This is a genomic window from Amycolatopsis sp. NPDC039088 (assembly GCF_055598845.1).
The window spans coordinates 286,395-300,915 of sequence record NZ_JBVKAE010000004.1 but is presented as its reverse complement, the minus strand read 5'-3'; the positions used below and the strand labels follow the sequence as shown (position 1 = coordinate 300,915).

Sequence of the window (14,521 nt, the reverse complement as noted above, 5' to 3'; positions counted from 1 at the left end):
GGAAGTGACACGACCGTGCGTCACCATGGACCCATGCGGATCTTGGTGGTCGAGGACGAGCCACTCCTCGCGGACGCGGTGGCCGAAGGGCTGCGGGCGGGCACACACGCGGTGGACGTGGTGCACGACGGCGCCGCCGCGCTGGAGCGGGCCGGCGTCAACGACTACGACGTGGTGGTGCTCGACCGGGACCTGCCGGTCATCCATGGCGACGAGGTGTGCCGGGTGCTCGTCGCCCGCGGCGGCGATACCCGGGTACTGATGCTGACCGCCGCCGCCGACGTGGACGACCGGGTCGCCGGCCTCGCCCTTGGCGCCGACGACTACCTGCCCAAGCCGTTCGCGTTCCGCGAACTGGCCGCGCGGGTGACCGCGCTGGGCCGGCGCTGCCGGCCTGCCGCGCCGCCGGTGCTCGCCCGAGCGGGCATCCGGCTCGACCCGCACCGCCGCGAGGTGTATCGCGACGGCCGCTACGTCCCGCTGTCCCGCAAGGAGTTCGCGGTCCTCACCGAACTGCTGCGCGCCGACGGCGGCGCGGTGTCCACCGAGCAACTCCTGGAGAAGGCATGGGACGAGCACGCCGACCCCTTCACCCACACCGTGCGGATGGCGATCCTCAAGCTGCGCCGCAAGCTCGGCGACCCACCGGTCATCGTGACCGAGCCGGGAGCGGGGTACCGCATTCCGTGAAACGCCTGACCATCCGGACCCGCCTGACGCTCGTGTACGGCGGCTTGTTCCTGCTCGCCGGCATCCTGTTGCTCGGCGCGACGTACGTGCTGATGTCCAGGCAGCTGTCCAACCGCGAATCGACCACCGTGCTCGATGCCCAGACCTTCACGCCGGAGGTCGACATGCTCAACGAGGTCGCCGAAGAAACCCGGACCGACGCTCTCACGGCTCTGCTCGTCCAGGGCGGCCTCGCACTCGGCCTGGTCGCGGCCGCGGCGATCGCGATCGGCTGGCTGATCGCCGGCCGGATGCTACAGCCGATCGACCGGATGACCCGGGCCGCACGGCGCATCGCCGACTCCCCCGGCAGCGACCGCAGCCTGCACGAACGCATCGCCCTCGACGGGCCGCCGGACGAGGTGAAGCGGCTCGCCGACACGTTCGACCTGATGCTCGAACGGCTCGACCACTCCTTCGACGGGCAGCGCCGGTTCATCGCCAACGCCTCCCACGAGCTACGCACCCCACTGACGCTCAACCGCACCCTGCTCGAGATCGCGGTGCAGCGTCGCGATGTCTCGGTGGAGGTCCGACAGCTCGGCGAGACACTGCTGGAGATCAACAGTCGGCACGAGCGGCTGATCGACGGCCTGCTCACGCTGGCCAAATCGGACCGCGAGCTGGGCGAACTGTCCTATGTGGACCTCGCGGACGTCGTGACGCACGTGGCCGCACGGCATCCGACCGTGACCACGTCCGCCGGCGAAGCCCCGGCCATGGGCAACGCGGTCCTGCTGGAACGGCTCGTGCAGAACCTGGTGGAGAACGGCGTGCGCTACAACGTGCCGGACGGCTGGGTCCAGGTCACCAGTGGCACCCGGCCGGACGGGCTGGTCGAACTGGTGGTCACCAATACAGGGCCGGTGGTGCCGCCTTATGAGCTGCCCGGCCTGTTCGAGCCGTTCCGCCGGCTCACGACGGATCGGCTCGCCACCCGGACGGGTGCCGGGCTCGGGCTGTCGATCGTCCGTGCGTTGGCGCACGCCCACGGCGGCCACGTGCACGCGGAGCCCCGCGACGGCGGCGGCCTGGTCGTGACAGTGTCGCTGCCGGTGGCCGGACTCCCGCGGAAGCAGGCCACCGGAGTCGTAACCGGCCAAGAACTCCGCGACCACCGCTCTTCGGCATGAGAGTGCGTGATCGATGGGCACTACCAGACGAGGCGTCAGCCCTGATTGCCGCGGGCACGCGTCCTCTTGTCCGTCCGCAAGGTTCTATTTGGGGGTAAGGCAGACGTGGCGTTGTCGAGTCTCTGGGCCGCTCAGCGTCGCCCGGCAGGTGTTGCAGCGGATCTCCAGCCGGAGAGCTTCGAACAGCGCACGAGCAGGTTCCTGGGGTGGTTGGTCGACTTCGATCTCCATCACGGGAAGTGCGTCGAGCAGGGCAGGGCGTCGCGTAGAACCTCCCGATCCGGACCATGCCCTCGGCTTCAAAGTCCACTTGCGACAGTCGCGCGACAAGTGCCTCCCTGACAGGGGAATTGCGACGATCGGCGCGTGATCCCGGCGGAATGCCCGACGCGTGGCGGGCGATCCCGGGGGTGGCGACCAGAAGGATGGTCGACATGGATCCCGAACTTGAAGCATTCATCCCGTTCTTGCCGCGGGCCGACCTGACCGACCCGGTCGCCGACCGCGAGACCTACTCCGAGCTGGCAGGCGCGCGGCCCGCACCGGATACGACCGGAATGGAGATCGAAGACCGCACGGTGCCCGCCGATCCGGACGTGCCCGTGCGGATCTATCGCCCTCTCCAGGCACAGGGCGCGATCATCTGGTCGCACGGCGGCGGACATGTCCTAGGCGACCTGGACACCGAGCACCCGTTGGCGATCCGGATCGCCGAGGGGGCAGGCGCGGTGGTGATCTCGGTGGACTACCGCCGGGCCCCCGAGCACCGGTACCCGGCGGCCCTCGACGACGTCTACGCCGTGCTGACCTGGGCGGCCGAGAACGCGGCCGAACTCGGCATCGACCCGGAACGGATCGCGGTCGGAGGCCACAGCGCGGGCGCGAACCTCGCGGCCGCGGTGGCGCTGCGGGCTCGTGACGACCAGGGACCCGCGATCCGCTTCCAGGTGCTCAACGAGCCCGGACTCGATGACCGGCTGGAGACGTGGTCGGCCCGGACCTTCACCGAGACGCCCTGGCTGTATCGCGACAAGGTCGCCCGGTCATGGGAGTACTACCTGGGCTCCACGCCCGCCACGCAGTACGCCGCCCCGGCTCGGGCCACCGACCTGTCCGGCCTGCCACCGGCCTACATCGCCAGCGCGGAGTTCGACCCGAACCGTGACGAGTGCATCACCTACGCGCTGCGGCTGCTGCAGGCGGGCGTGTCGGTCGAGCTGCACCAGTGGCCCGGCACCTTCCACGGGTCGGGGGCGGTCCCCGCCGACGTCTCGCGGCGGCAGTTCGCCGAAATCACCGTGGCCGTACGCCGCGCCCTGGTCAATTGAGAGGACGAGTCTTGAAGATCCAGCTGGTGGTAATGGCAAGCGTGGCCGCGCTGGTCGTCGGTACGAGTACGGCGGCGGCAGCCCCGACGCCCCGCCTCGATCCCGTCGCACTGCGGTCCACATTGGACGCTGTGCATCGCGCCGGAGTGCCGGGCGTCTACGCCGAGGTGCGCGATGCGGACAAGACCTGGCGCGGCGCGTCCGGGGTCGCCGATGTCCGGACCGGCCGCCCCATCCGGGCAGACATGCGACAGCGCGTCGGCAGCATCACCAAGACCTTCGTCGCCGCTGCGGTCCTGCAGCAGGTCGAGCAGGGCCGGATCCGGCTCGACGCGCCGATCGGCGGCTACCTGCCGCACCTGGTGCCGGGGGAACGCGGCAACAAGATCACGGTTCGGATGCTGATCAACCACACCAGCGGCCTCGCCGAATACCTCCCCTACGCGTACCCGTCGTTCAAGCCGTGGCCTTCGCTGCCGGATATCTCGGCGCAGAGCGTGGACGACAACCGGTTCAAGCAGTTCCGCACGGCGGACCTGATCGAGATGGGTGTCCATGCGCCCGCCACCGGCGAGCCTGGGAGCACCCCTGGGGTGTACTCCAACACCAACTACCTGTTGCTCGGCGAGCTCCTGGAGCGGGTAACCGGCACCACGGCCGAGAGGTACATCACCCGCAACGTCATCGAGCGCGCCGGGCTCCGGCACACCGAGTTTCCGGACGGGCCGCGGATCAAGGGGCCGCACTCGCGGATGTACGAGGCGCTGTTCGGCCTGGTCGACCCGCCGCGCGACTACAGCGTCTACAACATGTCCTGGGTGATGATGGGAGCCGGTCTGGTCTCGACTGTCGAGGACCTCAACCGCTTCTTCGGCAAGCTGCTCGCTGGCGAGATCGTGAACCGGTCATCGCTGGCGCAGATGCAGCACACGGTCCCGGTCATCGCCCAGGACGGGCAGCTGATCGACTATGGCCTGGGGCTGCACAAGGCCGAGATCCCGGGCTGCGGGACCTTCTGGGGCCACGACGGCTCGACCTGGGGAGCCCAGTCGGAGTCCTGGATCCGAGCCGATGGGAAGCGGCAGCTGTCCTTCGCGGTGAACCTGGCGCGGTGGAACAAGCTGGACGCCTCCGGGAATCCGCAGCCCCACCCCATCGACGGCGCGCTGTCGACCTTCAAGCAGCGCGCGATGTGCGATGACCGCGGCTGACCTCGCCGAGGCGTAAACGCCGTGAGCTCGCTGCAGGCGGCAGTCTGCAGCGAGCTCACTCGGGCGGTCAGTGTGCAGTGGGTGCTGCCGGTTCGGTGGGCGCCTTCGCGTCGAGGCCGTCGGACGTGCAGGCTCCGCTGGAGCGGAATGGTTCGGCGAGTTGGGCCAGGTAGGCGTCCGGGTAGTGGGGCTTGGCGGCCATACCGAGGTCGTCGCTGGTGAATTGACGCTCGGGATCGTAGGAGTAGGTGCCGAAGAGGTGATCCCACAGCAGCGTGAACAGTCCGAAGTTGACGTCGCCGACGCCCGCCCACTTGAGGTGATGGAAGCGGTGAGCCTGGTTCAGCGCCAGCACGACCCGCGGTGGCCCGACCCGATAGTCCACATTGGAGTGTTGCAGCAGCAGTTGCACGACGGCGCAGAGTGCGACCGCGTAGGCAACACTGGTGGGCATGCCGAGGAGGATGAGCGGGGTGAATCCCACGGCGGTCTCCAGGATCTGGTGCAGTGGGTGTTTCATCAGCCCGTTGAACCCGTAGGCGCGTTTCACGCTGTGGTGCACCGCGTGCAGCCGCCACAGCGCCGGAATCTTGTGGCTGGCCAGATGGACCAGCGTGATACCGAGATCGGCCACGAGTATCGCGGCCAGCACCTGCACGACGAACGGCCACTCGCCGGGCCAGATCCCGTCGAACGGCGTGATCGCGGTGAGCACAGGCACCACGGCGAGGCTGGCGATCGTGAGCGATTCGTTGACCGCCGCATGGGCCGCGTCGCGCCGGTCATCGCCACGCGCCGCGTTCCACTCCTGGCGGTAGGGCAGGACGCGCTCGGCGGCGAAGGACACGGCTACGGCCAGCAAGACCAGACCGACCAACCATAACTTGGCAGCCCCTGCCGCGGCGATGGCGACGCCGGCGCCGTTGACGGCAAGGAGCATGAACGGCACGTAGCCGTATCTCACGAGATTTCGCATGTCCCGAGCCTGCTGGCCACAGGCGGGCGACGGCTTGAACGAACTCGCTAACCCTCGCGATCCGGCTCACACCAGCGCACCGTGCCGACCAGATGTGAGGGCGCCAGGCCGAACATCTCGTGGCTGACACGGGTGAGATGGGCACTGTCGGCGAACCCGGCGGCATGCGCCGCCGCGGTCAGCGTTCCACCCGCACGCGCGTGATCGATCGCGCGCCGGAGCCGAGCCCACCGCACATACGCGCGGAACGGCAATCCGAGTTCCTCGCCGAACAGGTGTCCGAGCCGCGATGCCGACAGGCCCACGGCCGCGGACAGCCGAGTGAGTCCGGCCTCACTGTCGAGCATCGACGGAAGCAGGGCCATCGCCTGGCGCAGCGCTGGGTGCACAGAGCGCAGCGGAATGTCACCTCCAACCTCACCGAGCAATCGGTCCGCCCACTGCTCTGGTTCGAGGGAGGACAACTCGACGTCGGGTGGTGCCAGGCCCGCGGCGGCCCATGCCGCGGCCGAGTCGACAGGCAGCCCGGTTCGCCGCACCCGCGCGGTCAGCGCGTGCCCGGTGACCCCGGCTGGATCGACGAACACGAGCAGCCCGGCCGAGCCTCCGACCATCTCGTGTTCCGCACCGGCCGGAATCACCATCGAGCCGCCGCGGACCCGGTCGCCCGACGCGTCGCGCAACTCGACCGCGTCACGAGTGGCGACGATCTGCACCGCGGCGTGCCGATGCCGGTGCGCGGACGCGATCTCGCCCGCGTAGATCAGCATGCCGGGACGGAGCATCGCCCGCCCCTGCCAAGTTCTCCGGCGAGTCAACATCGGTCAACCTCGATTCCATCGCCCACCAAGGTGCGTTGACATGTATGGATCACCGCAGGTTGCCGAGAGTAACGGTCGGCCGGACATCCCCACCCAGCATTTCGCGAGTGGCTGTACCAGTCCGGCGCGTGGCGAAGTCTCGGACGTGACCAGCACGCGCTACGCCCCAACCACCAGACTGCCGAGGTAAAACCGCTGGTCAGTCAAGTTCCCATCCTGCTACGCGGATGCCGCACCCACCATCCCCGGTGCAACCGATATCGAGTGGGTCACGCGGCCAACCCAGACCTAACGCGACGCTTCCGGCGAGGAAGACCTGGGCAGCGGTCGTGTCGTGGGCTGGGTGGTGCCGATGGTTTCCGCGAGTTCGGTCCTGCCGCGCAGCCCCAGCTTGCGATAGGTGTTCGTCAGGTGCTTTTCGACCGCGCGCACGCTCACGCCGAGCCGCTGGGCCATTTCCTGATTGCTGAGCCCACCGCCGGCCAGCCGGGCCACCCGGGCTTCCGCCTTCGACAGCATCGACGACCAGTCCAAGAGGGTGGCGGGGGCGGCCGATGGGCGGTCTCCGCATTCTTTCGCGAGTTCGCGGCCTCGGCGCAGGATCACCCCCGCCTGCTTGGCGTCGCTGTCCAGCAACCGGGAACCGAGTGCGGTGAGGGCGATCGACAATTCGACGCGGTTGACCGAGTTTTCCAGTGTGGTGACCGCTTCCCGCAGCATCGCCACCCCGTCCGCGCCTTCGGTGAGTTCACCGAGGATCCGCTGCGCCCGGCCTATCGTCACGGGACTTTGCCACTCGTCGGCCTGCGCGCGGTACTCCTCGGCGAGCTGTCGCGCGGTCCGCAGGTCGCCGAGCCGGTGGGCCGTCTCGGCGGCCGCCGCGCGCCAAGGGAACAGCTCCGGGTTGCGCCATCGCGATCGTTCCAGTGCGCGGCCGCATTCGAGGAACTGTTCGAGAGCCGTGGACAGGTCGCCGCGAGCCTGCGCTTGCGACGCCCGCGCCCATTGCCGGACTTGCACGAAGGAGCGTTTTCCCCCGCTGCCCCGGTAGTCGTCCGCCAGTGCGACCAACCGGGGCTCTTGGGTACTGATCGCCACCGCCGCCAGCGTGACCGCGCTCCACGACGACGATCGGCTGATCAAGTCGGCCCCGGCGAGGCTGTCGGCTTCGAGCATGGCTGTCTTGGCTTCACCGGTCCGCCCGGTGCGCAGCGAGACCCCCGCTTGTTCGATCCGGATCAGAGCCTGTTCGATGACGCTCCCCTGGCGGCGAGCGTGCTCCAGGGAGAGATCCAGCCAAGGACCGATCCTGCTGACCGAACCCGCGGTGGTCATCGTCAGCACCAGCATCGGGAGCGCGGTGTGTACATGCGTGGACAACGCGGGTTCGCGCTGGAGGACGCGTTCGCCGAGCCGGGCGACCTCGTCGGCGGGTTTGCCCGCGGTGAGCATCGCCGCGTACAGCAGCACGATCAGCAGTTCACGGTCGGCCGTGGTCTCAACGGGCGGTTCGGCACCGAGGCCGGACAGCCGCCGCAGGGAATCGGCGAGTTCGGCGGGATCGGTGTAGCCGATGTGACGCGATCGCGCTTCGAGTCCGAGCCCGAGTTCTCGATCGCGGTCCGAACCCGCTTGCCGGTCACCGAATTCTTCGGCGGTCTCGGTGATCAGGACGCGGATCGCGGGCGGGGCGTCGGTCAGCATGGGCGGCGCGATCCGGGTCAGCGCCGCCGCCCGGTCGCGGATGTCCCGCAGCAGCGGGACGGCGTAATAGATATGCCGCATCGCCGCACCGACGTCGACGGTTCGTTCGACCATCGCCAGATCGACCAGCAGCCGCGCCCGGTCCTCGCCCTGTGCCGAGGTTTCGAGCAACGCGCGGCGCAGGTAGCCGGCCGCGGCGTCCGGCGCGCCCCTGCGCTGGGCGCTGTCCGCGGCCGCGCGCAGTGCGGCGATGGCGAAATCGCCTTGCGGTGACGGGATCGGCATCAGCTGGGCGGCGACCTGCTCGGCCGGGTAGCCGTCAGCGTGCAACGCCGTGGCGGCCCTGGTGTGCAGCCGTTCCCGTTCTTCGATCGTCAGCGCACGAAGAATCGTCTCGCGGACCAGCAGGTGCAGCCCCTCGTTCTCCTGCCGCTTCGCCATGATTCCCAGCTGCCGCATGGCGCGCGCCGCTTCCGCACCGGTGACCGTGTCGACGCCGGCCACCTGGCTGACGATGGCGATGTCCCCGGCGTCCCCGAGCACGCTCATCGCGCCGGCCACGGCGCGGATGGGTTCGGGCAGCTCGAGAAAGCACGCTGTCATCCCTTCGCGAACCTGCGCCGGGCAACGTCCTTGGACCAGTTCCGCACACGCGGTCCCGGCCGCGGTACCGGCACGGGCGAAGCCGAGCAACACGGACTTCAGGAAGAGCGGATTCCCGCCGACGGTCTCGTGGAGCGCCTTGGCGAATTCGTCGTCACAGTCCGTCGCGGCGGCGGCGAACTCCCGGATCCCTTGCACGGAAAGGAGATCCGGTCGCAGTACGGCGCCTGCCGTGCCGATGATCTCGGTCAGCGGCTGCCGGGCGGAACGTGGATCGCCGTCCCGGACGGTCACCACCACGAGCACCGGGAGTCCGCTCAGCCGCGGCGCCAGGGAGGTGAGCCATCGCAGCGAGGGGTCGTCGGCCCAGTGGAGATCGTCCACGAGCATCGTCAGCGGTGAGCCGGCACTCCTGCCCTCCACGAGCGCTTCCAGCGCAGCCAACGTGCCTTGCCCGGCGTCCACCAGCTGACGCGCCAGTCCGAACACGTAGTCCTGCTCCAACGCGGAAGCGCGGGCGCGCAGCACCCGGGTGTCTTCCACGCCGGGTAACCGCGGCACGGCCTGCAGGAGGGCGGATTTGCCGATGCCGATCGGGCCGCGGATCACCAGCATCGAACCTTCGCCCTCGGCCGCGGACCGGGCGGCGGCCGCAAGCCTGCCGAGTTCGCCGTCCCGTTCGACCAGCCGCGCGCCGTTCACCGCCGGTCCCCGACCGGCCGTGGTGTCGCGCGTATCCGAATATCCGGTCGTTCCGCTTGCCATCCCAGTGCCTCCGCCTGTTGGACCAAGGCGCGCGAGCCCAGCCGCCACGCCAGCGTGCCGCCTTCGGCGACCAGCGCCGCCAGATCCTCGTGCTCTCCTGCCGCCTGCCGCTCCGCCGCCAGCATGAGGACGGCCGTCGCGTAACGGCTCTTCAGCGGGGTCGTGGCGAGCAGCCGTACCGCCGCTTCCAGATGCCGCGACCGCCCGGGCGCGGGAAGGGTCATCGCCGCGTTGAGGTGGGTGCCGCCGAGGGTGCTCGGCACCCCCCATCGCCCGGCCAGTTCGAGCTCTTCACCGACCAGCCGTTCGGCCTCCCGGTCGTCGCCGACGGCGCTGTACGCGCTCGCGGCGAAGGAACGCCAGGCGTACATGGCCGGATTCGTCCAGCCACGGGCCAGCAGCAGCCGCCCGGCCTCGACGATGCGGTCGGCCGCCTCCATCGCCCTGCCGGTGCGCAACAGCAGGATGCCCTTGATGAGCAGCAGCTGTGCCCAGCCGACACTGGACTCCGCACCGGCCGGCGGTTCGGCCTCGGCCAGCCGCTTGGCTTCGTCGAGAAGCCCGCTTTCCAACCGCAGCCCGATCTGATGGGCGAGGATCTTCGGCCTGGCGGTCGGATGCCACTGTTCCAGCGGCAGTTCGCCGAGGGCGCGGTCGAATTCGTCGTTGGCCTCGGCGACCCGGCCCTGACGGCCGTGGAGGATGGACAAGATGACCCTGGTCCAGGCGACGGCGGCGACCGCGCGACGGCGCCGGGCGACCCGGACGACCGCTTCGAGCCCGGCTTCCGCCTCAAGGACGTCGTCCGTGGAGAGCAGGACCCGGCTCGCGACGATGTGGGGACTCAGCGGGACCCCCTCGCCGAAACCGGCGGCGAGCACACTTCGCGCCAGCTCCCTGGCCCGGTCCGCCTCCCGGCCGGCGCACGAGAGCTGCCACGCCAGCGCCGCCGCGGCGGCGGGCTGGGCCGGATCGGCCGGCAGCGGCGGGGCCTCGATGACCGGCGAGCCCGCCTCGTAGGTCCCGTCGAGCGCCAGCCAGTGCAACGCGCCGAGCTGAACGCGAAGGCATTCGGTGAGTTCCGGCCGGGCGACGGCGGCGATGACGGCCTGCTCCATGGCCTCGATGCTGCCCCTCGCGAGCAGCAGATCCGCCGCCTCGACCCGGAGCGGGCCGACCTCGTCCGGCCCCGGCCCGGTGGTGATCCTGGTCAGCGTGCGGTCGCTCGCGTCGGGCGCGTACCGCACCTCCAGGCTCGCCATCATCAGCTCGAGCCGCGCCCGGTCCAGCGCTCCCATCGGTTCGTGGAGGGCCCTCCGGAGATAACCGACAGCTTCCTTCGGTCTGCCTTCGGCACCACTATGCTCGGCCGCCTCGCGAAGTGTTCGCACCGCCCACGGCTCGCCGACGACGGGGGCGTCGAGCAGAATCCGCGCCAGCGCGGGCCCTGGCATCGCGGCCTGATGACCGACCAGGGCGGCCTCGGCGCGCAGGCGCTCTCGTTCGGGCCCGGTCATCTGCGCGAGTACCCGGCCGGAGGTCCACGGCTGGCCCGGCCCGGGCGGATCACCGGGCGCCACCAGACCGAGCACGCGAAGCCGGTCCAGGACGACTTCGGGCACCGGTCCCCGCACGCGGTCGAAGCGGGCGAGGAGCTCGGTGCCGAAGAACCCGTGGCCCAGCACGACCGCGCGGAGCATGGCGAGCAGCGGTTCGGGCAGCGCCCGGATCAGCGCGGCGTCGCGGTCGCCGAGTTCGGTCGCCGCCCAGGCGTCCAAGGCGGGGAGGTCGTCGGCGGTGACACCGAATTCACCCCGCGCCACCGCGTCGACGGTGACGCTCACGAAGGCGGACAGGCCTCGGGTGTAGCGCTGTACGGCGTCCACGAACCCGGTGTCCGGCGCGGTCCCGGCGGCCGACTCCAGTAGCCGCCGCGAGTCGGTGTGGGACAGCGGAGGCGGCTCCACCACGTGCCAGGCCGTCTCGGTCGTGTCCGCGCGCAGCCACAGCGCGGCCAGCGCGGCTTCGGCGGGCAGCCCCAGCGGAACCATGCCGAGGACGACCAGCAACGGGGTCCGGCGCATGCGGTGCACCAGCGCCGAGAGCCATTCGATCGAGTGCTCGTCGCACCATTGGACGTCGTCCACCACGAGGGTCAGTGGCGACTCCGCCGCGGCGCGCAGGAACTCGTCGCAGAGGGCGTCCGCGGAGTCGGCCGGATCCTGCCTTTGGGCCGGGTTCAGCGCGGTGAGCAATTCGATCGGGACCCCGTACCGGATCCCGGTCTCCGGCGGCGGCACCTTCGAGTAAAGCACCTTCAGGCCGGCCTTCCGGGCACACGCCATCACCGACCCGATGAACGCCAGACGGCCGCAACCGGGTGGGCCGGTCAGCTGGACCACCGACGGCCGCCCGGCGAGGACGTCGTCCACGGCTTCTCGAAGCACCACGTGCACCGACTCGGTCATGACGTCGCCTGATCGCCCAGCAGGATCGCGAGCTCGGTCCGGGACCGCACGCCGAGCTTGCGATAGGTGCTGGAAAGGTGACTCTCGACCGTCCGCAGCGTGACGAACAGGGCCTCCGCGATCTCCCGGTTGCTCGCCCCAGCGGCCGCGTGCGTGGCCACCCGTCGCTCGCTCGCCGTGAGCAGGCCGAGGGGATCGCCGTCCGGCTCCCTCATCCAGCCGCCCGCGGCGATGAGCAGCGTCCGGACCTCCCTGCCGAGCGCGGCGTAACCGTGGCGGACGGCGAGGACGATCGTCTCCCGCAGATGACGGCGGGCCGCGACGACGTCGCCCGCCTGGTAGCAGGCTCGCCCGTAGAGATACTCCGCGAGGATGAGCTGCGAACGGAACTCGCTCTCCTTGAGCAGCAGAACGGCCTCACCGAGCAGGGCGAGCCCGGTCTCGCCAGTGGCCAGTACACCCTTGACGAGCATGGCGAGTGCCCGCCCCTCGCGCGTTCCCCAGCGCTCGGCGACGGCGAGTTGCGGCTGGACGAGCTCCTCGACGGTCGCCCGATTGCCCGCTTCGGCGAGCATCGACGCGGGCGCCACCCATCGAACCGTGTCCATCGGGTTGGCCCGCTCGTGCTGATCATCGGTATGGCACCGGACGAGGCAGCGCAGTGCGGTGTCGAAATCGCCGTCCACGCACCGCAAGAAGGCTCTGTGCAGCAGGCTCTGCCGGTGCTCCCAGAAGCTCGTTGGGGCTTCGTCCGCCAGGTCCAGCTGCTCCTCGGCGGCCGCGAATTCCCCCTGGGCCACGAAGACTTCGGTCAAGGCGAGTCGCGGCAACGCCCACGCCCGGCCCGCCGCGAGTCCGGTCGCCGCGGCCGCCGAGGCCACCGCGCTGGGAAGATCACCGATGGCCAGCAGGATGTAGGTCCGCAGGGACTCCTCGTGGCAGCGCGGCCAGGCGGCGTCGGCAGGCCGGGCGGTGGCGAGCGCCGAAAGCGCCTCATGCGGACGGCCCGCCAGGTACAGCGCGCAGGCCGCGTCGATGACGCCCTCGTCCAGCTCCCCACCCGACGGGGGGATGGCGAGCGCGGCCCTGGCGATCCTCCGGACCTCCCACCCCGGCCTGCCCCCGATAATCGCGGCGGTGCTCAGTTTTCCGAGCAGGAAACGGTTCGCCGGATAGCCGACGCCGGGCGACTCGATGAGCTGTGCCCGCTCGAGTGCCGACCGGACGGTCGCCCCGTGGCCGAGGCCCGCGTTGAGCACCGCGCCTTGCCCGCGGGCTCGCAGTTCGGGATCGATCTCCGCGAGCCCGGCCTCCTTTGTGGACAACACGGCGTCGATGACCTCCGCCAGCCGCTCATAGGCCGCCGAACTCGGTGGAGCGGACAAGGCGGCTTCGACGAGCCAGCCCATGGCCGTCGCCCGCAGCTGAGCGGTTTCCACTCGGTCGACCACCCGGAGGAGGTGGTCCCGTGCGGACTCGGGATCGACCGCCGAGAGCGCTCTGGCCAACGTGAGGGTGGTGGGCACGTCGTCGGGTGAACAGGCGAGGGCACGGTTCAGCAAGCGGGCGGCTTCGGCCGGTTCGCCGGACCGCTCGGCGTCGACCGCGGCGTCCCACAGCGTCGCGGACATCCACGGTTCGTCGAGCGCCGGCAGTCGGGCGAGCAGATCGGCGACCTCGCGCGGCGGCCGTCCTTCGCAATGCAGCAGCCGCGCGCCGTGGGCACACAACCCGTCGAGTTCCTCGCTCGCGAGTTCGGCGAGAATCGCCCGCGATACGGCCTCGTGGGCGAAATCCCCTTGGCCAGACCGAAGGACGTGATGTTCGCGGAGGGAAGCCACTGCCGCCTCGACCGCGATGGCGGACAGGCCGAGCAGCGCACCGAGCACGGAAGTCCCGGCCGAGCCCAACAGGGCCACCCCGGCCGCGACCCGGCGGATCGGCTCCGGCCGGTCGCGCAGCCAGCCTGTCGCGGCGACGGCCAACGCGTCACCGCCGATGTCCTCGGCTTCCCGTGCGCCCCCGGCGTCCGGTGACAGTCCGTGCCGCTCGAACGCGTCGAGCAGTACGCGCAGTACCCGAGGGTGATCTCCGCCGAGTGCCAGGCAGACGTCGAGAAACGGCTGCTCGGGCGGGTTGCCGAGGCGTCTGCCGACGAGCAGGGCCACTTCGGGCTCACCGAGGGGGCCGAGATCCACGGTCGTGGTGAGGTCCCGCGCGGCCAGCGCCGCCAACGCCTGGGAGCGCTCCTGGGTCTCTGGCCGCAGGCTCAGTACGAGGAGCAGCGGGAGCCCGGCAGCTCGTCGACTCAGGAAGCCGAGCCAGCGCAGCGTACTCTCGTCGCAGTGCTCGGCGTCGTCGACGAACAGCGCGAGCGGGCTCTCGGCCAGCTCGCCGATGGCGAGCCTGGTCAGGTTCTCAAAGCTTGCGTAATCGTCCTGCGCTGCGGAGGTCAGCGCGGCCCGGAAATCGGACCGTCCCGAGAAGAACTCTCGGACTCCGTCGTACGGTTCCACGGGAGGACGCGAAGCGGTGTGCAGGACCGTAATACCGTCGGCGAGTTCGGCACGGGCCAGCGACAGCAAAGCCGTCTTGCCTATTCCAGCAGCACCGCTGATCACCACGATCCGCACCCCGGAAGTGCGCGCGTTGTCCGCAGCGGTGCATAGCACGCGGAGTTCCGCGACGCGTCCTACTAAAGGGGGATCGCACGCACGAAAAGCCGGGACGCCGGTCATCTTCGCGGCTCCCTCGGAACGGTCTTCCAGCCGAGAAGTGTCCGG

Annotated in this window: 9 protein-coding genes; 4 read left to right on the top strand and 5 right to left on the bottom strand. The window is 70.3% G+C overall.

Annotation, left to right across the window (positions count from 1 at the left end; genetic code table 11):
- The first annotated feature begins 33 nt into the window (after positions 1 to 33).
- The 4 genes from ACZ7KI_RS07710 (at position 34) to ACZ7KI_RS07695 (ending at position 4,401) form a co-directional block, all read left to right on the top strand.
- Positions 34 to 690 (top strand): response regulator transcription factor, encoded by a 657-nt coding sequence (locus ACZ7KI_RS07710; RefSeq protein ID WP_470272394.1) that lies wholly within the window; start codon positions 34 to 36, stop codon positions 688 to 690.
- Positions 687 to 1,862 carry a sensor histidine kinase gene (locus tag ACZ7KI_RS07705; protein WP_470272393.1) on the top strand — a complete coding sequence of 392 codons (1,176 nt, stop codon included), beginning with the start codon at positions 687 to 689 and terminating at the stop codon, positions 1,860 to 1,862. The genes ACZ7KI_RS07710 and ACZ7KI_RS07705 overlap by 4 nt, the downstream gene beginning before the upstream one ends.
- A gap of 434 nt (positions 1,863 to 2,296) precedes the next feature.
- On the top strand, positions 2,297 to 3,190 hold the full coding sequence (locus ACZ7KI_RS07700; protein WP_470272392.1) for an alpha/beta hydrolase: 894 nt from the start codon (positions 2,297 to 2,299) through the stop codon (positions 3,188 to 3,190).
- A gap of 11 nt (positions 3,191 to 3,201) precedes the next feature.
- Positions 3,202 to 4,401, top strand: coding sequence for a serine hydrolase domain-containing protein (locus ACZ7KI_RS07695; protein ID WP_470272391.1), 1,200 nt, complete (start codon positions 3,202 to 3,204; stop codon positions 4,399 to 4,401).
- 67 nt (positions 4,402 to 4,468) lie between these two features.
- Here the strand turns inward: ACZ7KI_RS07695 and ACZ7KI_RS07690 are convergent, their stop codons facing one another.
- The 5 genes from ACZ7KI_RS07690 to ACZ7KI_RS07670 form a co-directional block, all read right to left on the bottom strand.
- A complete protein-coding gene (locus ACZ7KI_RS07690; protein WP_470272390.1) occupies positions 4,469 to 5,377 on the bottom strand; it encodes a sterol desaturase family protein in 909 nt (302 codons plus the stop codon).
- Positions 5,378 to 5,424: 47 nt separating this feature from the next.
- Positions 5,425 to 6,162, bottom strand: a complete 738-nt coding sequence (locus tag ACZ7KI_RS07685) for an AraC family transcriptional regulator (protein ID WP_470272389.1) — start codon at positions 6,160 to 6,162, stop codon at positions 5,425 to 5,427.
- A gap of 324 nt (positions 6,163 to 6,486) precedes the next feature.
- On the bottom strand, positions 6,487 to 9,270 hold the full coding sequence (locus ACZ7KI_RS07680) for an AAA family ATPase (protein WP_470272388.1): 2,784 nt from the start codon (positions 9,268 to 9,270) through the stop codon (positions 6,487 to 6,489).
- Positions 9,204 to 11,738, bottom strand: coding sequence for an ATP-binding protein (locus ACZ7KI_RS07675; protein WP_470272387.1), 2,535 nt, complete (start codon positions 11,736 to 11,738; stop codon positions 9,204 to 9,206). Before ACZ7KI_RS07675 ends, ACZ7KI_RS07680 begins: the two co-directional genes overlap by 67 nt.
- Positions 11,735 to 14,476, bottom strand: coding sequence for a helix-turn-helix transcriptional regulator (locus tag ACZ7KI_RS07670; protein ID WP_470272386.1), 2,742 nt, complete (start codon positions 14,474 to 14,476; stop codon positions 11,735 to 11,737). Before ACZ7KI_RS07670 ends, ACZ7KI_RS07675 begins: the two co-directional genes overlap by 4 nt.
- Positions 14,477 to 14,521: the final 45 nt, after the last annotated feature.